The organism is Mycobacterium sp. E802, from assembly GCF_001666875.1.
Classification (GTDB): domain Bacteria; phylum Actinomycetota; class Actinomycetes; order Mycobacteriales; family Mycobacteriaceae; genus Mycobacterium.
Genome location: NZ_LZJD01000074.1, coordinates 19,562 through 42,271, shown reverse-complemented (window position 1 = coordinate 42,271; position 22,710 = coordinate 19,562). Strand labels below are relative to the sequence as shown.

Sequence of the window (22,710 nt, the reverse complement as noted above, 5' to 3'; positions counted from 1 at the left end):
CAGATGATGATGTGCGGATGGTTCTGCAACACACCGAGCCCACGGATGCCGCCGCGGCACTCGGAAAGACACCCGGGACGTCCAAGACATCGGACACGCCGTTGACGGTGACCGCCCCGGTGCCCTACTCATCGAGTGGCTCGCTGCGGAACCCGTTCCCGCCGATCGCCGACTACGGCTTTCTGTCCGATTGCGAGAACACCTGCCTGATCTCCTCGGCCGGCTCGGTGGAGTGGCTGTGTGTCCCCCGCCCCGATTCGCCGAGCGTGTTCGGCGCGATCCTGGACCGCAACGCCGGCCACTTCCGGCTCGGCCCCTACGGCGTGACCGTGCCCTCGGCGCGCCGTTACCTACCCGGCAGCCTGATCCTGGAGACCACCTGGCAGACCCACACCGGTTGGCTGATCGTGCGCGACGCCCTGGTGATGGGACCCTGGCACGACATCGAGACCCGCTCGCGCACGCATCGACGCACCCCGATGGACTGGGATGCCGAGCACATCCTGCTGCGCACGGTGCGTTGTGTCAGCGGCACCGTCGAGCTGGTGATGAACTGCGAACCGGCCTTCGACTACCACCGGGTCAGCGCATCGTGGGAGTACTCCGGCCCCGCCTACGGCGAGGCCATCGCCCGCGCCGCCCGCAACCCCGACTCACACCCGACCCTGCGGCTCACCACGAACCTGCGGATCGGTATCGAGGGCCGGGAGGCCCGTGCCCGGACCCGGCTCACCGAGGGCGACAACGTGTTCGTCGCGCTGAGTTGGTCCAAGCATCCGGCTCCTCAGACATACGAAGAGGCCGCCGAGAAGATGTGGAAAACCAGCGAGGCGTGGCGGCAATGGATCAACATCGGTGATTTCCCGGACCACCCGTGGCGGTCCTACCTACAGCGCAGCGCGCTGACGCTGAAGGGTTTGACCTACTCCCCGACCGGCGCCCTGCTGGCCGCGCCGACCACGTCCCTGCCGGAAACCCCTCAGGGCGAACGCAATTGGGACTACCGCTACTCGTGGATCCGGGATTCGACGTTCGCGCTGTGGGGGCTGTACACCCTGGGCCTGGATCGCGAGGCCGACGACTTCTTCGCGTTCATCGCCGACGTGTCCGGGGCCAACAACGGCGAACGACACCCGCTACAGGTGATGTACGGGGTCGGCGGCGAGCGCAGCCTCGTCGAGGAAGAGCTGCACCACCTGTCGGGTTACGACAACGCCCGGCCCGTGCGCATCGGCAACGGTGCCTACAACCAGATGCAGCACGACATCTGGGGCACGATGCTCGATTCGGTGTACCTGCACGCCAAGTCGCGCGAGCAGATTCCCGAGGCGCTGTGGCCGGTACTGAAGAACCAGGTCGAAGAAGCCATCAAGCACTGGAAGGAACCCGACCGGGGCATCTGGGAGGTACGCGGCGAGCCGCAGCACTTCACCTCCAGCAAGATCATGTGCTGGGTGGCGCTGGACCGCGGTTCGAAGCTGGCCGAACTTCAAGGCGAGAAGAGCTACGCACAACAGTGGCGCGCCATCGCCGAGGAGATCAAGGCCGACGTGCTGGCCCGCGGCGTGGATTCGCGTGGGGTGCTCACGCAGCGCTACAACGACGACGCGCTGGACGCCTCGCTGTTGCTGGCGGTGCTGACCCGGTTCCTGCCCTCGGATGACCCGCGGGTGCGGGCCACGGTGTTGGCGATCGCCGACGAACTCACCGAGGACGGTCTGGTGCTGCGCTACCGGGTCGAGGAGACCGACGACGGGTTGTCCGGCGAAGAGGGCACGTTCACCATCTGTTCGTTCTGGTTGGTGTCGGCGCTCGTCGAGATCGGTGAGGTGAGCCGGGCCAAGCATCTGCTGGAACGGTTGTTGTCGTTCGCCAGTCCGCTGCATCTGTACGCCGAGGAAATCGAGCCGCGAACCGGACGGCATCTAGGCAACTTCCCGCAAGCCTTCACCCACCTGGCCCTGATCAACGCGGTGGTGCACGTCATCCGCGCCGAAGAGGAGTCCGACAGTTCCGGGGTGTTCCAGCCCGCCAACGCGCCGATGTAGCCCACCTAGCCCCGCCGAGCAGACGCAAACCCGTACCAAATCCGTTGATTTGCTACGGGTTTGTGTCTGTTCGCGGGAGAAATCACTTGCGGGCGAGCAGCCAGGCCTGACCGCCGCCCTCGTCGGCGGCGATCACCTCGAGGCGGCCGAATGCGTCGCGCAGCTCTCCCGGAGCGGCCCGGAACCTCCCGGGTGCGGCACCGACTTCACTGAGCACGCAGACCGCGAGGACCCCGCCGGTAGTCAGGCGCTCGGACATCGGGCGGTACAGCCGCGGATCGCGGAATCGGTGGCACACGATCACGTCGACCGGTGGGCCGTCAGGCAACCCGTCATCGAGGTCGACGACATCGAAGCGACACTTCTCGGAGACGCCGTACCGGGCAGCCAATGCACCGGCATGGCCGAGCGCCAGCGGCGACACGTCGACGCCCCGCACGTTCAGGCCGCGTCGGGCCAGCCAGACCGACGCCGAACCGGTGCCGCACGCGATGTCGAGCGCCGTTCCTTTCACTGGGAAGACGTCACCGTGCGCGTCGAACACCGCTGGCAGGCGGGGCGCATCGACGGCGCTGTCATGGCCGCGGTACGTGGTGTCCCAGTCGAGGCGATCCTGCTGACTCATCAGCGCCACCCTACGAAAGGTCGGCGGGCGGGAATAGATGCGCCCGGCCGCGGGGTTTGCCCCTGCATGCGAGCCATCGTCTACGACCCGCACGCCCCGGCCAACCTCCGTTTCGACGACGTCGACGAACCAACCGTCACCGAATCCGAGGCCTTGATCGATGTCCACGCGATCGCACTGAATTTCGGTGAGCTCCATTTCATCGATCACATGCGCAAACCGGGTGAGGTGCCCGGCTGGGACAGTGCCGGTGTCGTCGTCCGGGCCGCCGCCGATGGATCCGGACCGGCGGTCGGCACCCGCGTGGTCGGCTTCAGCGGTGCGGCCGGCTGGGCGGAACGACGGGTCGTGTCCACCGGCAATCTCGCCGAGCTTCCCGAGTTCGTCGAGTTCGACGAAGCCGCCGCATTGCCGGTCGCGGGAGTGACTGCGTTGCAGGCGGTTCGGGCCCTCGGGCCGGTGGTGGGCCGCCGAGTGCTCATCACCGGCGCCTCCGGCGGCGTCGGCCGGTTCGCGGTGCAGCTGGCTGCCCGAGCCGGCGCGCATGTCATCGCCGCGGTCGGCAGCCCCGCCCGCGGTGAGGGCCTCACCGAGCTGGGCGCCGCCGAGGTGGTGGTCGGACTCGATACCGTGACGGAGCCGGTGTTCGGCGCCCTCGACAATGTCGGTGGGAAGCTCTTGGCGCAGGCGTTCAGCCTGGTGTCCGACGGCGGTTCGGTGCAGTCGATCGGGATGGCCTCCAACGAACCCACGACCATCGACTTCGAGGCGGAGCGACGCCGGGGAAACCGGAAACGGTTGGAGCCGTTCACTGTTCGGGGACCCTTTCAGGCTGACCTCGACTACCTGTTGACACTGGTCGCCGACGGCGAGATGGACCCGCAGATCGGGCTGCGCGACACCTGGAGCAACATTGCCGCTGCCGCACAGGCCCTGCTCGACCGCAGGGTCACCGGCAAGGCGGTACTACAGGTCGACTGACGACGGCTCAGTTGCCCTGCCCGCCGCGGCCTCGGGACACCAGGTCGGACACCGGGTCCTTGCCGTTGATGAACCAGTCGCCCAGGATGCGGGCCTTGTACACCACCGGATTGTGTGAGGCCAGGGTGCGGGCATTGCGCCAATGCCGGTCCAGTCCAAGCTCTTCGGACACTCCGGAGGCACCGAGGGCGTCGAACACCCGGGTGGTGGCCCGCAATGCCGCCGCCACGATCACCAACTGCGCCTGCGTGACCGCCACCTCGGCATCCACCAGCAGCCGGCGCGCCTGATCGTCGCTGCCGGCGAGCCGGCCGGCCACGACCCGGTCCAGGGTCCGCGCACTCTGCCCCAACGCGGCTGTGGCGCTGAAGGATTCGGCCGACACCTCGCCGATCACCTGCAACAGCTGCGGATCGGCCGCCGGGACTTCGGCCAGCCCCTGCGGGTAGTTGCGTCGACGCGCGGCCAGAGCAGCCGAGCCGTCGCGTTGAGCGGCCCGGATGATGCCGGTCAGCACTGCCAGCATCGCGATCTGGTAGAAGTGCGCCTGGTAGGTGAACCGCTCGGCAGCCGGGAACACGTTGCCGCGCTCGGCCCGAGCCTGCTCGTATCGCGCCGAACCGCTGCCGGTGGTGCGCTGACCGAACCCGCGCCAGTCGTCGATCAGGGTGACGCCCGGATCGTCGGCGCGGACCAGTGCGGTCCATAGCTCACCATCCTCACCGCGGCCGAGGACGTCGAGCCAATCGGCGTAAAGGCTGCCGGTGGCATAGTATTTCGCGCCGGACACCAGCCAGTGGTCGTCGTGCGCGGTGACGGTGGTGGCCAGATTGGCCAGGGTCAGGTTGTTGGCCTCGGTCCAGCCGCCACCGACGAATTCGCCGGCCAGGAATCGTTTGATCCAGGTGGTGTTGTCCTCCGTCACGGTGGCGTTGAGCCGGTCCTCGACGAAAGCCAGGTGGTTGCGCCAGATGTGAGCGACGTTGGCGTCGGCCTCCCCCAATTCGGCCAGCAGGAGGAATGTCTGTTCCAGCGAGGCGCCGAACCCGCCCTGCTCGGCGGGGATCCGCAGCGTGCCGAAACCGGCATCGCTGAGCCAGCGCACCTGCTCATGGGGAAACACGCGGTTGGACTCACGCTCACGGTTACCCTCGGCGATCCGCTCGAAGATCGGACCGAAGACCGAACGCAGTTCGCCGTCGTAGCCGGTCGGTGGCTTGAGATAGCTGGTGTCCGTGGACATTTACGGATTCTCCTCGGCGTCGATTCGGTATGCGTACTGGTCTCTGACCGCCAGGTAGCCAAGCCGCCGGTACAACTCGTGCGCTCTGCTGGCGTTGTCGATGTCGGTGCCCAGCGACGCGACCGTGAGCCCGCGCCTCAGTGCCGCCAGCCAGATCTTGCGCAACAGCAGCTCGCCGGTGCCGCGGGTCCGACGATCCCGGCGCACCCCGATGTAGTCGGTGTGGGCGCTGCGTTCCTGGTCGGCACCCACGCCGGTGGTGTAGGTCGATCCCAATACGTAGCCGACCACCACGCCGCCGTCGTCGACCGCGGCGATGCTGAAGTCCGGCGCGAAGGCGCGGCTGCGCAGGTGATGTTCCCACCGCTGCGGGGTTTTCGACATGTTCCCGAAATGCTCGCTGAAGGTGTCGAATTGCAGTTGCCGAACCTGCTCCGCGTAACCACCTGAGATCACTTCCGGCCAAGACAGGATCGTCAGGCCGTCTATGTGCGCAGCGGCCAGGGCGGTTGGATCCTCGCCGAGCAATGGCTTTCGAGTGGCGACGAACTGCCGCTCCCGGCGCGCGCCGTGGTGCACGAGCGCTTCGATGGCGGCGGGTTGATCGGCACCGATGTAGGCCCGCAGATAGGCAGCGGCCGGCGCCACGCGGCGGAACCGCGCGACGGTGTCGCCGACGACCGTCTCGACCACGGCCCCGGCCACCGAGGGTCCGAACACGAAGTCGCCCAGCACTTCCGGTTCGGCGCCGTCGGGCCGGTGCAGCACCGCGTACCCGAGCACCTCGTCGGACTCACCGCGCAGCACCAGTGCCGACCCGGGATACGCGCCGTCGAACTGTTCGGCGACGTCGCGCGAATCGGCGGCGAACTTTCGCCCGGCCAAACCCGGCGTGGTGGCCAGGAAATCGGCGATGAGCGGGTAGTCGCGTGGGGTGGCCGCTGCCACCGCCGCGCCGGCAGTCGGCCGATGGTCGGTGACGGTCATGTGTGGGCCTCGTCCTTCAGCGCCGGGGCCGACTGCTGAAGCACCTCGCCGATACCCTCGTCGGCCAGTCGCTGTTGCTCTGCCTCCGACAGGGTCTGGATGCTGCCGATCCGGTTGGCCACCTCGGGCCGGGTGCGCTTGAGATACCAGTACCAGGCCAGCCCGGCCGCCAGGATCGCACCGAAGACGAAAGGCAGGATGTTGAACGGGAATTCGGGCACAGGATAGAAATTGCTGACGATCACATACCCGAGACCGATGGTGGCCGCCACCGCGACCGCGAGCCGCAGCGGGGTCAGCGCGCCGATCTTACGCAGCCAGATCGGGGTCGCGATGACCACCAGCAGATAGCTCACCAGGAAGCCCCAGTTGGCCACGTAGCCGCCGTAGACGTCGAACACCAACCGCCCGGCCGAACTGAAGGTGGCCGCGACCGAGAACGCGAACGCCAGGAGCCCGACGAAAATCACCCCGGCCCACGGCGTCTTGTAGGTAGCGTGAATCTTGGTGAACACCTGCGGCAAGGCCCCTTCGTGAGCGAAGGTGAACAACGAACGTGCCGCGGCGGTGGTGACGGCGGTGACGAACACGATGAACGCGATCGCAACCGCACCGCTGACGATCTGGTTCACCCAGTCGACGCCGACGCTCGTGGCCAGCTGAGGCAGGACCGCCCTGTCGCCGTCGATCTCACCGAAGTGCAGGATTTGCGGATACGTCGCAAAGATGTAGAGGGCGCCGATCAAGATGACCACGCGCAGAAGCGATCTGGCGATATTGCGATGCGCATCCTTGGCCTCGGCACCCAGCGAGGCCACGCTTTCGAAACCGGCGTAGGAACCCACCGCGGTGACCGCGGCGATGAAGGTCGCGCTGGAACCGAGATGCTGGGGGTTCCACTGCTCCCAGTCGATGCGGAATCCGTAGCCGATGTAGGAGGCCACGATGATCACCAGGATCGACGCGATCGCCAGCAGTTCGAAGGCCAGCTCGTACTTGGCCGCCAGTGAAACCCCGCGGTACGGCAGGTACACCGCGACGCCGACCACCACGATCACCAGCAGCAGCCGGAACCACACCGCTTGTGACCCCAGGCCGATCGACTCCAGGAACGCATCGAGATACAGGACACCGCCGAGGGTTCCGGTGGTGGCGAACCCGATGTAGCCGAACAGCAGGCTGAAACCCGCGGCGAAGGCGAAGCCGGGTCCCAACCCGTTTCCGGTGTACGTGCCCAGCGAGCCGGAGGACACCGTGCGTTTGGCCTGGAAGCTGATCGTGACCGCGACCAGCACCACGATCGACAGCCCGATCACCGCCGCCCACGCTGCACCCTTGCCGGCCGCCACGAACAGCGAGAACGGCACCACGGCCAGCGCCACACTCGGCGCCGCGGCCGCCAGGCCCTGGGCGAACACACCCCACGGCCCGAGCGCCCCGGATTCCAGCCCGGTCGATTCGGCGGCGATCAGCGTGCGCCGCCCCACCGCGGGATCGGGGCGCGTCGTCTTCGGATCGTCTGTAGTAGTCACGGCAACGTCCCTTTCTGACCGCGACGTCCCCGTCCGTGACCCGGCCCGGGAGTTGACAAGTCGGTATGGGTGCCACACTGCCGCAGACGGATTCGCGGCGGCAGCTATCGAATCGGCGGGATTCTATTGCGGATGAACAGAATTGCGACGGAATGCGGCGGCCGGGTGGCCCGCTCCCAGCAGGGCGCTCTCACCGCCGAACAGGCGCTGGCGCAACGTGGTCGGATCGCCGAGCTCACGCGCCCGGCCCCGGCGTCGAAGTTCGGGGATGAGGTACTCCCCCACGTCGGCGAAGCTGCCGGGCGTCACGTGATACGCGATGTTGAAGCCGTCCACCCCGCTGCGGTCGGCGTAGGCAGCCAAGGCGTCGGCAACTGTGCGCGCCGATCCGACGAACAACTCACCGCCGAAACCACCGAGCCCTCCGACGTAGTCCCGCAGCGTCAGACGTTCTCGTGCCTCGGTGTCGGTCACCGCGGCCAGGATGGACCGGCTGGCGTCGGTGTCGAACTGCTCGATCGGGCGGTCGACTCCGTAGGTCGACCAGTCCACCCCGGACAGGGCCGACAGCAGCACCAGCCCGGCCTCCAGGTCGTGGAACCGGGCGAGGTCGCGGGCCTTGGCCTGGGCCGCGGAATCGGTACTGTCCGTGACGATCTCGACGGACGTGATGAACTTCAGGGAGTCCGGGTCCCGGCCATGTCCGACTGCCCGCCGACGGATGTCCTCGATGTTGGACCGCAACACCTCGGGTCGAGGATCGCTGACGAAGACGAGTTCGGCGTTACGCGAGGCGAATTCACGGCCGGCCGCAGAGGTGCCGGCCTGGAACAGCACCGGGGTGCGCTGAGGCGAGGGCTCGACCAGATGTGCCCCGGGCACAGTGAAGTACCGGCCGTGGTGGCCGATGTCATGGACCTTCGCGGGATCGGTGTAGACGCCACGTTCGGCGTCACGCAGCACCGCGTCGGGCTCCCACGACCCTTCCCAGAGCTTGTAGGTGACCTCCAGAAATTCCTGGGCCATCGCGTAACGCTCGTCGTGCGGGATCTGCCGATCGCGTCCGATGATGTTACGTGCCGCACTATCCAGCAATGACGTCACGATGTTCCAACCGATCCGGCCGCCGGTCAGGTGGTCCAGCGTGCTGAACTTGCGGGCCAGCAGGTACGGGCTCTCGTAGGTGGTGGACACCGTGATGCCGAAGCCCAGCCGCTGGGTCGCCGCGGCCATCGCCGACACGACCAGCAGCGGATCGGTGACCGGCGTCTGCACCGCCCGAGCTAGCGCCGCACTGGCGTCGCCACCGAACACGTCGAGTTGCCCGACCGCGTCGGCGATGAACAACGCGTCGAAACCACCGTCGTCGAGCAGCGTGGCCAACTCCACCCAGTACCGCACATCGGTGTAGTCGGCGGTGCGGTCGGCCGGGTGACGCCACAGCCCGAAGTTGCCGTGCGACACCGTCGACATCGTGAACGCCGACAACACATACGGTTCGGTCATACCGGCGATCGCTGCGGTACGTCGAGGCCCAGATGTGATCGCAAGGTCGTGCCGGCGTATTCGTGCCGGAACAGCCCGCGCTTGCGCAGCACCGGGACCACCTGCTCGACGAACAACTCGTGCTGGCCGGGCAATCCGGAGTCGCGGAGTACGAACCCGTCGGCGGCCCCGGTGGTGAACCACTGCTCGATCTCGTCCGCGATCTGCTCGGGCGTCCCCACCACGGCCGCGCCCCATCCGTTCACCGTGCGGTACAGGAACTCTCGCACCGTGGGGTTTCCGTCACTGGCCAGCAGGCGGTAGCCGGCCAGCGCGGTCTGATGGGTCTCGGTGTGCGCCGGGAAGGCCGACTCCGGCACCGGCCCGTCCAGATCGGCGCCGGTGACGTCGACGTCGACCTCCAGCAGCCATCCGGCCTGATATTCGGGGCTGAAGTATTCGTACTCTGCGCGTTCGGCGCGCCTGGCCTCGTCCTCGGTCGAACCGACGATGTACCGCAGCGACGGGGTGATCAGCGGCGGTGTGGCCCGGCCGAACCTTTGCGCATCCCGATGGATCTGGGTGTAGAAATCCCCGGCCCGGGACCGGTTGCCGTGGCTGGTGAAGATCACCTCGGCGTGGCGGGCGGCGAAACCCCGCCCGGTCTCCGAGGATCCGGCCTGAAAGAGAACCGGTTGCCCCTGAGCCGATCTGGCCGCGCCGAGCGGCCCGGCCACGTCGAAGTACCGACCATGATGGTCGGTTGGCCGAATGAGGTTGACATCGTTGAAGATCCCGGCTGCGCGATCCTCGACGACGGTGTCCTCGCCCCAGCCGTCCCACAGCTTGCGCACCACCTCCAACGCTTCCTCGGCGATGCGATACCGCTCATCGTGGGCCACCACGCCACGGGCGCTGAAGTTGTCGGCGGCGGCTTGGGCGAAGCTGGTCACCAGGTTCCAGCCGGCCCGCCCACCGCTGAGGTGGTCGAGTGAAAGGAGCTGGCGGGCAAGGTGATAGGGATGCGCCAGGGTGGCCGATCCGGTGACCACCAACCCGATCTGTTCGGTGACGGAGGACAGCGCGGCGGTCGCGGTGAGGGGTTCGAAGTCCTCGGTGATCTTGTACGCCCACGTCGCGGGCGGGCCGTAGTTCAACCCGTCGGCGAAGAACAGCGCGTCGAACGTGCCGGCCTCGGCGGTCTGCGCATAGCTGATCAGCCGCCGGCGTACCCCCGCGGTGCTGTTGTCGATATCTGGATGCCGCCACGGCCCGGCTGACCGGGTGTTTCCGAAGGCCAGCAGATGCAGCTCTCTGGACACTCCGGCGACACTACGATCCTCACCTGCTCACGCCGAGGGTTGCGCTCAGCGCGAAGCAATCCCGACTTTTTGTCGGCGAGCAGGCCTACTTCTTGGGCTTGTCCCCGGCGGCATCGGTGGACAGCGCCGCGACGAATGCCTCCTGCGGCACGTCCACGCGACCGATGGTCTTCATCCGCTTCTTGCCCTCTTTCTGCTTCTCCAGCAGCTTGCGCTTACGGGTGATGTCACCGCCGTAGCACTTGGACAGCACGTCCTTGCGGATGGCGCGGATGTTCTCGCGGGCAATGATTTTCGAGCCGATAGCGGCCTGCACCGGCACCTCGAACTGCTGGCGCGGGATGAGCTCTTTGAGCTTGGTCGTCATCTTGTTGCCGTAGGCCGATGCCGAATCCTTGTGCACGATCGCACTGAACGCATCCACGGCCTCACCCTGCAACAGGATGTCGACCTTGACCAGATCGGCCTGCTGCTCGCCGGCCTCCTCATAGTCCAGGCTGGCGTAGCCGCGGGTGCGCGACTTCAGCGAGTCGAAGAAGTCGAAGATGATCTCGCCCAACGGCATCGTGTAACGCAGCTCGACCCGCTCGGGCGACAGGTAATCCATGCCGCCGAGCTCACCGCGGCGGGACTGGCACAGCTCCATGATGGTGCCGATGAACTCACTGGGCGCGATGACGGTGGTCTTGACCACCGGCTCGTAGACCTCGCGGACCTTGCCCTCGGGCCAGTCCGACGGGTTGGTCACGACGATCTCGGATCCGTCATCCTTGATGACCCGGTACACCACGTTGGGCGAGGTGGAGATCAGATCCAGGTTGAACTCGCGCTCCAAGCGCTCCCGGGTGATCTCCATGTGCAGCAGCCCGAGGAAGCCGCAGCGGAACCCGAAGCCCAGCGCCACCGACGTCTCGGGCTCGTACGTCAGCGCCGCGTCGTTGAGTTGCAGTTTGTCCAGCGCGTCGCGCAGATCCGGGTAGTCCGAGCCGTCGACCGGGTAGAGGCCCGAGTAGACCATCGGCTTGGGTTCGCGGTAGCCGGTCAGCGCCTCGGTGGCGCCCTTGCGCGCCGTCGTCACGGTGTCGCCGACCTTGGACTGGCGGACGTCTTTCACGCCGGTGATGAGGTAGCCCACCTCACCGACACCCAAGCCGTCACTGGCCTTCGGTTCCGGTGAGACGATGCCGACCTCGAGCAGTTCGTGGGTGGCCCCGGTGGACATCATCGCGATGCGTTCGCGCGGGGTGATCTTGCCGTCGACGACGCGCACGTAGGTGACCACGCCGCGGTAGATGTCGTAGACGGAGTCGAAGATCATCGCCCGGGCCGGGGCGTCGGCATCACCGGTCGGCGCCGGGACCTGCCGCACCACCTCGTCGAGCAGCTCGGCCACACCCGCCCCGGTCTTGCCGGACACCCGCAGCACGTCCGAGGGGTCGCAGCCGATGATGTGCGCGAGTTCGCCGGCGTAGCGCTCCGGGTCCGCGGCCGGCAGGTCGATCTTGTTGAGCACCGGGATGATCGTCAGATCCCGGTCGAGTGCCAGGTACAGGTTGGCCAAGGTCTGTGCCTCGATGCCCTGGGCGGCGTCGACCAACAGCACCGCACCCTCGCAGGCCTCCAACGCGCGCGACACCTCGTAGGTGAAGTCGACGTGGCCGGGGGTGTCGATCAGGTGCAAGACGAACTCTTCGTCGTTGACCTTCCAAGGCAGCCGCACATTCTGCGCCTTGATCGTGATGCCGCGCTCGCGCTCGATATCCATCCGGTCCAGGTATTGCGCGCGCATCGACCGGTCGTCGACGACGCCGGTGAGCTGCAGCATCCGGTCGGCCAGCGTCGACTTGCCGTGGTCGATGTGGGCGATGATGCAGAAGTTCCTGATCTGCGCCGGCGCAGTGAACGTCTTGTCGGCGAAGCTGCTGATGGGAATCTCCTGGTGAGCGCGGGTGTCGGGCACGTGTTGTGCGCTTCCAGGGTATCGAGGGAGCACCCTTGCGACACAATCGCCGGGCTTAATCGATCCCCGGTCGCTGCGCTCCTGCCCGCCGAACCCTGACTTATGCTCGACACCATGGCGTCGCAGTGGAAGGCGTTCCAGCAGGTTCTCAAGGGCGTCCGCGACGGCGCCGAGCACCTGGTGTTCAACGAGGCACCGAAGTTCGTTCGCCAGCTCCAGACCACCGACAACGTGCCACGCACTGTGCAGCAGGGCATCCAACAAGGCATTCAGCAGGGCATCAAGCTGGGCCTGGGGGCCATTGCCGGCGCGGCCACCCCGCCACCGAAGGCGATCGCCGCGGGTCGGCCGGTGTGCAAGCACAGCGTCCCCACCGCGCACCGGGCCCGCAAGATCGTCTACGCCCCCGACCTGGACGGCCGTGCCGATCCCGGCGAGATCGTCTGGACCTGGGTGGTTTACGAGGATGATCCGACACAGGGCAAGGACCGCCCCGTGTTGGTGGTCGGCCGCGACCAACGCACTTTGCTGGGGCTGATGTTGTCCAGCCAGGACTACCACCGTGATGACCCGGACTGGATCGCCATCGGCACCGGCACCTGGGACTACGACGGCAGGCCGAGCTGGGTGCGGCTGGACCGCGTGCTCGACGTGCCCGAAGAGGGCATCCGCCGCGAAGGCGCGATACTGGACCGGACCCGGTTCGAGGCGGTCGCGGTGCGGCTGCGTGCCGAGTATTCCTGGAGCTGACGCGCTCGCACTTCAACAACCGATGCATCAAATCGGCGCGAGCGGGAATTCCCAGACGATGACCGCGCTACCACCCGATCCCGACCCGGCCGAGATACCCGACCTCGAACCTGGCGGCGGCGTCGCCCCCGGCGCCACGCCACCCGACTCGGCGCAAACCTCGGGGCTGGGCGAACCGGAAGCCCGTCCCAAGCACAAGTACACGCCGTCGTCGGTGACCGCGATCATCGGCCTGGTGGTGCTGATTGCGGTGTTCGTCGCGGTCGGCGTGCTGTTGATCATGAAGATCTCGGGAGTTTTCGGTTAGCCGCGTCGCCGGTCAACGCGGACGGCGCCACATGGCGGTCATGATCGGACCGTCCTGGGGCAGCGGGATCTCCCCGGTCACCTCGAACCCGAACCGCAGGTAGTAGGGAACGTTGTCGGGATTGCTCGACTCCAGATAGGCCGGCGCATGCTCGGCGTCCACCCGGTCCAGACGTGACCGCATCAGGGCATGACCGAAACCGCCGCCGCGGACCGTCGGATCGCTTCCGATCACGCCGAGATACCAATGCGGTTCCTCGGGATGGTGGTGCTTCATCAAGTCGGCGACCTCCCGACCGCGGGCGGTCCGGCGCCCGAAGGCCCGCACGAAGCCTGGCATCATCAGCAACTCCTGCAGCCCGGTCTGTTTCCAGCCGCCGGGTGGATTCCACAGTGCCGCCGCGCCGACGGTGCCGGACCGCAGCGCCACCTCACTACCGCCGCCGGGGAGGAAATGGTGCCGGGCCATGGTGACGAACATTCGGTCCAGCGCCCGCTGCCGGCGTTCGGCCTCGGGCAGCATCCACATCATCACCGGATCGTGATAGAACGCCCGGGCCAGGACACTGCCGAGCACTTTGAGGTCGGTTCTGTTCGCGGGGCGGACATCGATGGCAGCCACCCGCTCACGATCCCACACCGCACCCAGCGCGAAACGACGGTTGTCGGCGAAGTTCGGCGAAATTCGCGCAAACGGCCGTAGTTTCGGCATTCGGGATGCGGCGGGGTCAGCGGCCCTGGGTGATGTAGGCCTGCAGGTGTTCCTGCTCGGCTTCCAGTTCCTCCATCCGGGTCTTGACGATGTCACCGATGCTGACGATGCCGGCCAGCCGGCCATCGTCGACGACGGGGATGTGTCGAACCCGGTTCTCGGTCATCAGGGCGCTGAGGTGATCCACGGTGTCGCGTGGCGTACACGTGGCGACCACCGTGGTCATGATTTCCGAGACCGGCTGGGCCAGCAGGCTGCTGCCCCGCTCGTGCAGCTTGCGCACCACATCACGCTCCGAGACGATCCCGGCCAGCCCGCCGCCGGGACCCATCACCACCATGGCGCCGATGTTCAACTCGGTCAGCCCGGCCAACAGCTCGGTCACCGTGGTCTCGGGCGAAATCGTCACCACCGCCGTGCCCTTGTTCTTCAGCACGTCCGCGATTCGCATCGGCCGCCTCCGATCGTGATCCACCTCACATCAAGGCTAAGGCGGCATCAGTCTGGACGAAAGGTATTCCGCATAACACCCGAACAGGTATATGTGGGCCATGATCGAGGTCACCCTGCTCGGTACCGGTAGCCCGATTCCCGATCCGCACCGGGCCGGTCCCTCCACACTGGTGCGGGCCGGCGGCCAATCCTTCCTCATCGACTGCGGTCGCGGTGTGCTGCAACGCCTGGCCGCGATCGGCTCGGGGGCCAACGGGCTCAGCGCGCTGCTGCTCACCCATCTGCACAGCGACCACATCGCCGATTTGGGTGACGTCATCATCACCCGCTGGGTCAGTACGTTCACCCCGGACGTGCCACCGCTGCCGATCATCGGCCCTCCGGGAACCGCCGACGTGGTGGCGGCAACGCTGAAGGCCTTCGGCTTCGACATCGGTTACCGCATCGCCCATCACGACGACCTCACCGCACCACCGCCGGTCGAGGTGCACGAATACACCGACGGACCGGTGTGGGATCGCGACGACGTGCACATCCGCGTGGCGCCCACCGACCATCGCCCCGTGACACCGACCATCGCGTTCCGGATCGAGCATGCCGGCGCATCGGTGGTGGCCGCCGGCGACACCGTGCCGTGCCCCGGTCTCGACGGGCTCGCCGCCGGCGCCGGCGCCCTGGTGCACACCGTGATTCGCAAAGACCTGATCGAACTCCTTCCGCAGCAACGCATCCGCGACATCTGCGACTACCACTCCTCGGTGCAGGAGGCGGCGGCCACCGCGTCCAGGGCCGGCGTCGGGATCCTCATCCTGACCCACTACGTGCCGGCCATCGCGCCAGGCACCGAGGACCAGTGGCGGGCGCTGGCGGCCACCGAATTCGACCGGCAGATCGAGCTGGGTGACGATCTGCACCGGGTCCAGGTCCATCCCGGCATGTGCGTCAAGCCAACCGGGTGACCTCCACGACCACGTCGAGATCGGTCGAACCCTCACCCGAATAGATTCCCTTGAGCGGGGCCACATCCGAGTAGTCCCGACCCACTCCGACACTGACGTACTGCTCGTTGATCTCGGTGTCGTTGGTCGGGTCGTAATTCCACCAGCCGCCAGTCCACGCCTGGATCCACGCGTGGCTCTGCCCGTCGATCGTGTCGCCGACCACGGCCTCCCGTTTGGGATGCAGATAGCCCGATACATAGCGGGACGGAATCCCCATGCACCGCAACATGATCAAAGACAGATGGGCAAAGTCCTGGCATACCCCTTTGCCCTCCCGCAGCGCGTCCAGGCCCGAGGAGTGCACGCCGGTGGTGCCGGGCATGTACTCGAGCTCGCTGCGCACCCACTGCGCCACCGCCATCACCGCCTCGAACGGGTCGTGGTCCTTGGCGATCCGCTGCCCCACCCGCGCGATGCGCTTGCTGTGCGGCGTGTAGTGCGTCGGGCTGAGCACCTCGTCGAATCGATCGATCACCGCCTCCGAATCCAGGTCATCCCAGCCGGCCAACTCCTCGGGCTTCTCGGCAACCTCGGTCTCGACCACCGACGAGGACGTGACCTCCAACTCGGTGTGCGGGGCGTGTAGGTCGAACGCCGTCACCGCGGTGCCCCAGTAGTCGACATAGCGATACGACCGGGTGGCCGGAACGGTCTCGACGCGGTTGAGGATCACGTTCTGCCGCGAGTCCGACCGCGGCGTCAGCCGGGCCTCGTTGAAGGAGGCCGTCACTGCCGACTTGTAGGCGTATCCAGTGGAGTGCACCACCCGTAGCCGCCACATCTAGACCTCGCCTTCCTCGATCACGACCACGTCGTCGTGGCCGGCATCGGTCCAAGCCACCCAGGGCACGGAGTGGAAGTACTGCAGCGCCAAGGCGTCTCCGACCTCCCGGCACGTTTTCTGCAGGCCGGCCAGCCGCGCGTCCAGCGATTCCAGCAAGGCTCCCGGCTGGAGGAATTCCAGCTCGCTGCGGGCCCGGCCGAGAAGCCGCTGCGCCTCGGCAGTGGCGCCCAGCCGGTTGTGCGGCCGGTTGAGCAACTCGTCGAGGCTGTGTTCGGCCAAGCGCAGGGAATAGAAGATCGACCGCGGGAACAACCGGTCCAACAGCATGAATTCGACCACCCGGCCGGCGTCGAGCACACCGCGGTAGGTACGCAGATACGTATCGTGGGCGCCGGCCGAGCGCAGCAGCGTCACCCACGCCGGCGACGAGCCGCTGTCGCCGACCCGCGACAACAGCAGCCGCACCGTCATGTCGACGCGCTCGATCGCCCGGCCCAACAGCATGAAGCGGTAGCCGTCGTCGCGGCTCAACGTCGAATCGGCCAAGCCGGCGAACATCGCCGCGCGGCCTTCGACATAGGACAGGAACTGATGCGGGCCCAAGCGTTTTGCCGCCCGCTCCCGCTCGGGCAGTGCGTTGTAGGTGGTGTTGAGGCACTCCCAGATCTCGGTCGAGGTGACCTCACGGGCACCGCGCGCGTTCTCCCGTGCCGCCGAAACCGAATCGACGATCGAATTGCCGTTGCTGTCCCGGCTGAACGCCACGATGTCGGTCAGCGACCAGACATCCAGACGTTCCTTGGGCGGCTCGATCCCCAGCACGCGCAACAGCGTTCGCGACGCGACATCCGGGTCGACGCTGGAATCCTCCAACAACTGATGCACCGTGACGTCGAGGATGCGTGCGGTGTCGTCGGCCCGCTCCACGTAACGCCCGATCCAGTACAACGATTCGGCATTGCGCGCCAGCATCACTACCACCCCCTATTGCTGCTGTTGTTGAGACGATGAACCGTCAAGTGCACCATCGCCATTGGTCGCCTGGGAGGTTTTGGGCAGCGAGCGCACCACCTCGGCGGCCGCCAGCTCGCGATCGGCGGCCGACGTGCGGGACGCCAGCACCCAGGTGTCCTTCGACCCGCCGCCCTGGCTGGAATTCACCACCAGCGATCCTTCGGGCAGCGCGACCCGGGTCAGTCCGCCCGGCAGCACCCAGACGTCATTACCGTCGTTGACCGCGAACGGACGCAGGTCGACATGCCGCGGCGCCAGCGTGTCGCCGATCTGGGTCGGCACCGTCGACAGCTGCATCACCGGTTGGGCGATCCAGCCGCGTGGGTCGGCGCGGATCTTCTTGGCGATTGCCGCCAACTCCTTGTCCGAGGCGTCCGGGCCGAACACGATGCCGTACCCGCCGGAGCCTTCGACGGGCTTGATCACGAGTTCCTCGATCCGGTCGAGCACCTCCTCGCGTTCGGCGTCCAACCAACAGCGGAAGGTGTCGACGTTGGCCAGGACCGGCTTCTCCCCCAGGTAGTACTCGATGATGGTCGGCACGTAGGTGTAGACGAGCTTGTCGTCGCCGACTCCGTTGCCCACCGCGCTGGAGATCACCACGTTTCCGGCCCGGGCGGCGTTGAGCAGGCCGGCCACCCCGAGCATCGAATCGGGCCGGAACTGCATCGGGTCCAGGAAGGCGTCGTCGATGCGGCGGTAGATGACGTCGACCTGACGCTCCCCCTCTGTGGTGCGCATGTACACGGCGTTGTCGCGACAGAACAGGTCACGCCCCTCGACCAGCTCGGCACCCATCTGCCGGGCCAGCAGGGAATGCTCGAAGTAGGCCGAGTTGTAGACGCCGGGGGTGAGGACGACCACCGTGGGGTCGGCGACGTTGGTGGGCGCGGCATTGCGCAGCGCCCGCAGCAGATGCGACGAATAGTCACCGACGGCGCGCACCCGGTGAGTGGCGAACAGATTCGGGAAGACACGGGCCATGGTGCGCCGGTTCTCCATCACGTAGGACACCCCCGACGGTGACCGCAGGTTGTCCTCCAGGACCCGGAAGTCACCCGAGGCGTCACGGATCAGATCGATGCCGGCGACGTGGATGCGCACCCCGTTGGGCGGCACGATGCCCGCGGCTGCCCGGTGGAAGTGCTCACACGAGGTGACCAGCCGACGTGGGATGACCCCGTCGCGCAGGATCTCCTGCTCGCCGTAGATGTCGTCGAGATACATCTCGAGCGCCTTGACCCGCTGGGTGATCCCGCGCTCCAGCCGCGACCATTCGGCCGCCGAGATCACCCGCGGCACCAGATCGAGCGGAAACGGCCGCTCCTGGCCCGACAACGAGAACGTGATGCCCTGATCGATGAACGCGCGGCCCAGCGCATCCGACCGCGACCGCAGTTCCGAGGCGTCCGAGGGAGCAAGCTCGGCGAAGATGCCCTTGTACGGTCCGCGGACGTTGCCGGCGGCGTCGAACATCTCGTCGAACGCCGCCGAGTACCGGCCCAGCCGGTGGTAGCCGTCGAACACACCCCGATGCCTGACGCGACGCGACGGCGCGCCCCGTGACCCGGCCGTGGCCGACCCGTTCGACTCGGTTGCCGGCGTGCGGGCGGTTCTCGGGCTCACCGTCATCATGCTGCCGCACCGGTGGTGATTTCGCCGGGTCAACCGCACAACCCGTTTCGGCAGGCCACGGGCCGGTTCACGTGGTATCAAGGAGGTCTTGACGGCACAGATCCGGCTGTGCCCGGCGGTCGCGCTTTGGGAGTTCAGGGACCTCGCTGGTACCCTGAACAGTCGCTGCCCGCAGTGCGGGTGAGCGCACCCAGACTTCGGTAACCCCAGCGAGAAATTACGAAGGAACTTTTACGTGGCCAACATCAAGTCGCAGGAAAAGCGCATCCGCACCAACGAGCGTCGTCGGCTGCGTAACCAGTCGGTGAAGTCGTCGCTGCGCACGGCCGTCCGCGGCTTCCGCGAGGCCGTCGAGGCCGGCGAGAAGGACAAGGCCGCCGAGTTGCTGGTGTCCACCAGCCGCAAGCTGGACAAGGCCGCCAGCAAGGGCGTCATCCACGCCAACCAGGCCGCCAACAAGAAGTCGGCCCTGGCGCTGGCGCTCAACAAGCTCTGAATCTTCGTTAGTTTTCCCGGTTCACCGGGTGGCGAGTTGCGCCACCCGGCGTACCGCTGTCTCAAGGGCGTAGTCGGCATCTGCCGCTGCGCCCTTTACGTCTGCATTGAGCGTGGCGACCACGCGCATCGCCTCGGCCACCGAGTCACGCGACCACCGGCGCGCCTGCTTCTGCGCCTTCTGCACCCGCCAGGGCGGCATGCCGAGTTCACCGGCCAACCGGTACGGATCGCCCGACAACGGCCCCACCCGCGCGATCGTGTGCACTGCCTCGGCCAACGCATCGGCCAACACCACCTGCGGTTCACCGGCCAGCATCGCCCACCGCAGAGCCTCGGCCGCACCGGCGATATCCCCGGCGACGGCCTTGTCGGCGATGTCGAAGCCCTTCACCTCGGCCTTGCCGCTGTGATAGCGGCGTACCGCGGCCGCATCGACCTGCCCGGCGGTGTCGGCCACCAGCTGTGAGCACACCGCGGCGAGCTCGCGGACATTCGAGCCGACCGCGTCGAGCACCGCGGTCACGGTGTCGTCGGAAACCTTGGCCCGCAATTGCCGGAACTCGCCCCGCACGAAATCCGCCCGCTCGGCCGGCTTGGTGATCCGGGCACACGGATGCACTTGTGCCCCAAGCTTTTTCAGTTGATCGGCCAGAGCCTTGGCCCGCCCGCCACCGGAGTGGATGACGATCAACACGGTGCCCGGCGGCAGATCGGCTGCGGCCGAGGCGATCAGCGCCACGGCATCTTTACCGGCCTCGGCCGCCGCCTCCAGCACGACCATGCGTTCCTCGGCGAACAGCGACGGGCTCAGCAGCTCGGCAAGCTCGCTGGTGCTGACCTCACCGGCGCGCATCCGGTCCACCGGGACGTCATCGGATCCGGCCTGCGCTCGCAGCGCCCGCAGCACCGCCCCGACCGCTCGCTCGACCAGCAGTTCCTCATCGCCCAAAACCAGGTGCAGACCGTCGATCTGTTGACTCACCCGATGATGGTGTCACGTCGAACCGACAGCGCCGACCACCTGGCCCGCGAGCGTCCAGGCCAGCATGGCGAACACCAACCCGGCCAGGCCGCGACGCACCCAACGCAGCCGCCACAGCACTGTCAGCGCCACCCCGGCCAGCGCCACCGACAGCACGCCGAGTGCCCCCGAGGGCGACGGCACCGCGGCTGCGGGCAACGCCGCGGCCCAGCGCGCCACCGACAGCAACCACCACAGTTCCGGCCCGGTGAACCGGATCAGCAGTTGGGCGCCGGACGGCCAGAGCGCCATCCCCGCCGCGGCGGCGGTACCGAGCACGGTGATCGGCGGGATGACGCCGGCCACCGCGAGATTGGCCGCGATCGCCACCAAGCTGACCGTTCCGGAGATACCGGCCACCAGTGGGGCCGTCACCAACTGGGCCACCGTCGCGACGCTGACCGCCGCGGCCAGTGGGCGCGGCCAGCCCCGGGCCTGCAGCCGGCCCGCCCACACCGGCGCGACGACGACGATTCCCGCCGTCGCGCACACCGACAACGCGAAGCCGGCGTCGACCGCGAGTTCCGGGGCGGCGATCATCAGCGCGACCACCCCGGCCGCCAGCGCCGGCACCGCCTGGCGCCGCCGATGGGTCAGCACGGCCAGCAGGGTCACCGCGGCCATCACCGCCGCGCGGAGCACGCTGGCCGAGGGCTGAACGACGACGACGAAACCGACCAGCCCGGCACCGGCGAGCAGCACGGCCAACCTCGGCCCGAGCACCGCGGCCGACAACAGCAACGCGCCGCACACGATCGTCACGTTGGCGCCGGACACCGCCGTCAGATGGGTCAGACCCGCCGTGCGGAACTCGGCCGTCGTCGGACCGGTGACCGCCGAGGTGTCGCCGAGCACCAGCGCCGGCAACATGGCCGCCTGATCGGCAGGCAGCGCCGCCCGCGCCGCCTCCGCGAAGCGTGAGCGGATCCGCTCGGCGACCTGCTGCACCGCCGACGCCTCTCCGAGCGTGGGCTGACCGGAGGCCGCCAGCACGGCCACGCTGAGGTCCTTGCGAGTCGGGCGTGCCACGTGGGCCCGGAACCGCAGCGGCCGCCCGGGACCGGCCGCACCGAAGGTGCCCGGGGCGAACACCAGAACGCGACCCGACAGACTCACCTCGTCGGCTGCGCGCAGCGTGGCGCGGAACATCAGCCGACCGCCCTTGATCGGCCGCGGTGTCTCCGTGGGCACGACCTCGACCGTCGCGGCCCCGCCGTAGAGGCGCGTGATCGGATGATGCTCGACCTGATGTACCCGCAATCCGACGGCCAAGGTGAATCCGGCCGCGACTGCCGCGACCGCCATCACCGGCGCGGCCATGGACCGACGTTCGGCGACGACTGCTCGACGCCAGCCCATGGCCAGCCAGGTCAACCCGACGGCGCCCAGGCCCACCATCACCGCGGCGACGGAGTTCCAGGCGATGCCGACCGCCGACACCGACCATGCGGTCAGGGCGGCCGGAACGATCCGCAGATCCAGGGGCTGCCGCTCGGCCCATGGCTCCCCGCCCTGGCTGTCACGCCCGGACCAGCTCACGCAGTTTCTCCAACCGCGCCGGCCCGATCCCGTCGACCTCGCCGAGTTGATCGACGCTGTCGAACCGACCGTGCGCGGCCCGCCAGGCCAGGATCGCCTCGGCCGTCACCGGGCCGACGCCCGGCAATGCGTCGAGGTCCTCAGCGGTGGCGGCGTTGAGGTCCACCGGCTCCGACGGTGCCGCGGTCGTCGGACCCTGACCCGGCTGTGGCGATGGAGCCGGGGCCTGCCCGGCGACCGAACTACCCATGGTCGTCGGTTGGCCCGGCGGCGCCTCGATCCCCACCACGATCTGTTCCCCGTCGCCGAGCCGGCGGGCCAGGTTCAGCCCGATCAGGTCGGCCCCGTCGAGCGGTCCACCGGCGGCTTCCAACGCGTCGGCGATCCGGGCCCCGGTCTGCAAGGTGACCAGGCCGGGCTTGTGCACCAGGCCGACCACACTGACCACCACCGGAGCGTCCGGGCCACCGCCTGGCGGTGTCGGGCTCGCCGACGAAACCATCTGGACCGGTGGCAGATTCGCCGAGACCACCGGTGCCGGCTGATGGCGGATCAGGGTGAAGATGGTGACCAGGATCGCCAGCACGCCCACGCCGGCCAGTGCCAGCGCCCCGGCGCGGCCCGGATCGGCGCGCGCGGCGGCCAGCCACCCCGGCCTGTCCGCTGATGCCGTATCGGGCAGCCATTTCGACAGCGCGCTCTCCGAGGCCGCGCCCGGATCCGGTTCACCTTCGCCCTCGGTTTCGGAGTCGTCCCCGGCGCCCAGGCGGCGACGGAGACGCTGCACCGACAATTCCGTTCCCATGCCCGCACG

21 protein-coding genes are annotated in these 22,710 nt (G+C 67.8%); 6 read left to right on the top strand and 15 right to left on the bottom strand.

The genetic code is table 11. From position 1 onward, the window contains the following. Positions 1 to 17: 17 nt before the first annotated feature. Positions 18 to 2,048, top strand: a complete 2,031-nt coding sequence (locus A5699_RS10900) for a glycoside hydrolase family 15 protein (RefSeq protein ID WP_067769060.1) — start codon at positions 18 to 20, stop codon at positions 2,046 to 2,048. 82 nt (positions 2,049 to 2,130) lie between these two features. On the opposite strand, the gene A5699_RS10895 is transcribed toward A5699_RS10900, so the two are convergent. After that, positions 2,131 to 2,673, bottom strand: a complete 543-nt coding sequence (locus A5699_RS10895; protein ID WP_067769093.1) for a bifunctional 2-polyprenyl-6-hydroxyphenol methylase/3-demethylubiquinol 3-O-methyltransferase UbiG — start codon at positions 2,671 to 2,673, stop codon at positions 2,131 to 2,133. A 66-nt stretch (positions 2,674 to 2,739) separates the two neighbouring features. On the opposite strand from A5699_RS10895, the gene A5699_RS10890 reads away from it, so the two are divergent. Further along, entirely contained in the window at positions 2,740 to 3,654 is a 915-nt protein-coding gene (locus tag A5699_RS10890; protein ID WP_067769058.1) for a zinc-binding dehydrogenase, read from the top strand. 7 nt (positions 3,655 to 3,661) lie between these two features. Here A5699_RS10890 and A5699_RS10885 read toward each other — a convergent pair whose 3' ends face one another. From A5699_RS10885 to lepA, 6 genes are all read right to left on the bottom strand, one after another. Then, positions 3,662 to 4,897 (bottom strand): acyl-CoA dehydrogenase family protein, encoded by a 1,236-nt coding sequence (locus tag A5699_RS10885; RefSeq protein ID WP_067769056.1) that lies wholly within the window; start codon positions 4,895 to 4,897, stop codon positions 3,662 to 3,664. Beyond that, positions 4,898 to 5,884 carry a GNAT family N-acetyltransferase gene (locus A5699_RS10880; RefSeq protein ID WP_067769054.1) on the bottom strand — a complete coding sequence of 329 codons (987 nt, stop codon included), beginning with the start codon at positions 5,882 to 5,884 and terminating at the stop codon, positions 4,898 to 4,900. It abuts the gene before it with no gap. Further along, positions 5,881 to 7,416 (bottom strand): APC family permease, encoded by a 1,536-nt coding sequence (locus tag A5699_RS10875; RefSeq protein ID WP_067769052.1) that lies wholly within the window; start codon positions 7,414 to 7,416, stop codon positions 5,881 to 5,883. Before A5699_RS10875 ends, A5699_RS10880 begins: the two co-directional genes overlap by 4 nt. A gap of 123 nt (positions 7,417 to 7,539) precedes the next feature. After that, complete coding sequence (locus A5699_RS10870) at positions 7,540 to 8,922, bottom strand: LLM class flavin-dependent oxidoreductase (RefSeq protein ID WP_067769050.1); 1,383 nt, start codon at positions 8,920 to 8,922, stop codon at positions 7,540 to 7,542. Beyond that, positions 8,919 to 10,223 carry an NtaA/DmoA family FMN-dependent monooxygenase gene (locus A5699_RS10865; RefSeq protein ID WP_067769048.1) on the bottom strand — a complete coding sequence of 435 codons (1,305 nt, stop codon included), beginning with the start codon at positions 10,221 to 10,223 and terminating at the stop codon, positions 8,919 to 8,921. Before A5699_RS10865 ends, A5699_RS10870 begins: the two co-directional genes overlap by 4 nt. An 85-nt stretch (positions 10,224 to 10,308) precedes the next feature. Further along, positions 10,309 to 12,216 carry a translation elongation factor 4 gene (gene lepA, locus A5699_RS10860; RefSeq protein WP_231965680.1) on the bottom strand — a complete coding sequence of 636 codons (1,908 nt, stop codon included), beginning with the start codon at positions 12,214 to 12,216 and terminating at the stop codon, positions 10,309 to 10,311. 81 nt (positions 12,217 to 12,297) lie between these two features. Here lepA and A5699_RS10855 point away from each other — a divergent pair, with 81 nt between their 5' ends. Both A5699_RS10855 and A5699_RS10850 read left to right on the top strand, forming a co-directional pair. Beyond that, positions 12,298 to 12,933, top strand: a complete 636-nt coding sequence (locus A5699_RS10855) for a type II toxin-antitoxin system PemK/MazF family toxin (protein WP_157561193.1) — start codon at positions 12,298 to 12,300, stop codon at positions 12,931 to 12,933. A 58-nt stretch (positions 12,934 to 12,991) separates the two neighbouring features. Beyond that, positions 12,992 to 13,240: a DUF6480 family protein gene (locus tag A5699_RS10850; protein WP_067769042.1), complete on the top strand. Its 249-nt coding sequence runs from the start codon at positions 12,992 to 12,994 to the stop codon at positions 13,238 to 13,240. Positions 13,241 to 13,252: 12 nt separating this feature from the next. Here A5699_RS10850 and A5699_RS10845 read toward each other — a convergent pair whose 3' ends face one another. Both A5699_RS10845 and A5699_RS10840 read right to left on the bottom strand, forming a co-directional pair. After that, positions 13,253 to 13,861, bottom strand: a complete 609-nt coding sequence (locus A5699_RS10845) for a GNAT family N-acetyltransferase (RefSeq protein ID WP_157561194.1) — start codon at positions 13,859 to 13,861, stop codon at positions 13,253 to 13,255. Between the two features lie 106 nt (positions 13,862 to 13,967). Further along, positions 13,968 to 14,402: a CBS domain-containing protein gene (locus A5699_RS10840; RefSeq protein ID WP_067769040.1), complete on the bottom strand. Its 435-nt coding sequence runs from the start codon at positions 14,400 to 14,402 to the stop codon at positions 13,968 to 13,970. A gap of 100 nt (positions 14,403 to 14,502) precedes the next feature. Between A5699_RS10840 and A5699_RS10835 the strand changes: the two genes are divergently transcribed. Further along, the gene (locus A5699_RS10835) at positions 14,503 to 15,363 is read left to right on the top strand and encodes a ribonuclease Z (protein ID WP_067769088.1); all 861 of its coding nucleotides are present in this window, start codon (positions 14,503 to 14,505) and stop codon (positions 15,361 to 15,363) included. On the opposite strand, the gene A5699_RS10830 is transcribed toward A5699_RS10835, so the two are convergent. From A5699_RS10830 to A5699_RS10820, 3 genes are read right to left on the bottom strand one after another with little or no spacing between them, the layout of a single operon-like run. Next, a complete protein-coding gene (locus A5699_RS10830) occupies positions 15,347 to 16,186 on the bottom strand; it encodes a transglutaminase family protein (protein WP_067769038.1) in 840 nt (279 codons plus the stop codon). The genes A5699_RS10835 and A5699_RS10830 overlap by 17 nt on opposite strands. After that, positions 16,187 to 17,161: an alpha-E domain-containing protein gene (locus A5699_RS10825; RefSeq protein WP_067769036.1), complete on the bottom strand. Its 975-nt coding sequence runs from the start codon at positions 17,159 to 17,161 to the stop codon at positions 16,187 to 16,189. It lies immediately after the preceding gene. Between the two features lie 12 nt (positions 17,162 to 17,173). Then, positions 17,174 to 18,838, bottom strand: coding sequence for a circularly permuted type 2 ATP-grasp protein (locus A5699_RS10820; RefSeq protein WP_157561192.1), 1,665 nt, complete (start codon positions 18,836 to 18,838; stop codon positions 17,174 to 17,176). Positions 18,839 to 19,073: 235 nt separating this feature from the next. On the opposite strand from A5699_RS10820, the gene rpsT reads away from it, so the two are divergent. Beyond that, positions 19,074 to 19,334, top strand: coding sequence for a 30S ribosomal protein S20 (gene rpsT, locus A5699_RS10815; protein WP_067769032.1), 261 nt, complete (start codon positions 19,074 to 19,076; stop codon positions 19,332 to 19,334). Positions 19,335 to 19,355: 21 nt separating this feature from the next. Here the strand turns inward: rpsT and holA are convergent, their stop codons facing one another. The 3 genes from holA to A5699_RS10800 are packed head-to-tail and all read right to left on the bottom strand — an operon-like array spanning position 19,356 to position 22,701. Continuing rightward, positions 19,356 to 20,306, bottom strand: a complete 951-nt coding sequence (holA, locus tag A5699_RS10810; RefSeq protein ID WP_082957661.1) for a DNA polymerase III subunit delta — start codon at positions 20,304 to 20,306, stop codon at positions 19,356 to 19,358. Positions 20,307 to 20,330: 24 nt separating this feature from the next. Next, a complete protein-coding gene (locus tag A5699_RS10805; protein ID WP_067769028.1) occupies positions 20,331 to 21,896 on the bottom strand; it encodes a ComEC/Rec2 family competence protein in 1,566 nt (521 codons plus the stop codon). After that, entirely contained in the window at positions 21,877 to 22,701 is an 825-nt protein-coding gene (locus tag A5699_RS10800; RefSeq protein ID WP_067769086.1) for a ComEA family DNA-binding protein, read from the bottom strand. The genes A5699_RS10805 and A5699_RS10800 overlap by 20 nt, the downstream gene beginning before the upstream one ends. Between the last annotated feature and the right edge of the window lie 9 nt (positions 22,702 to 22,710).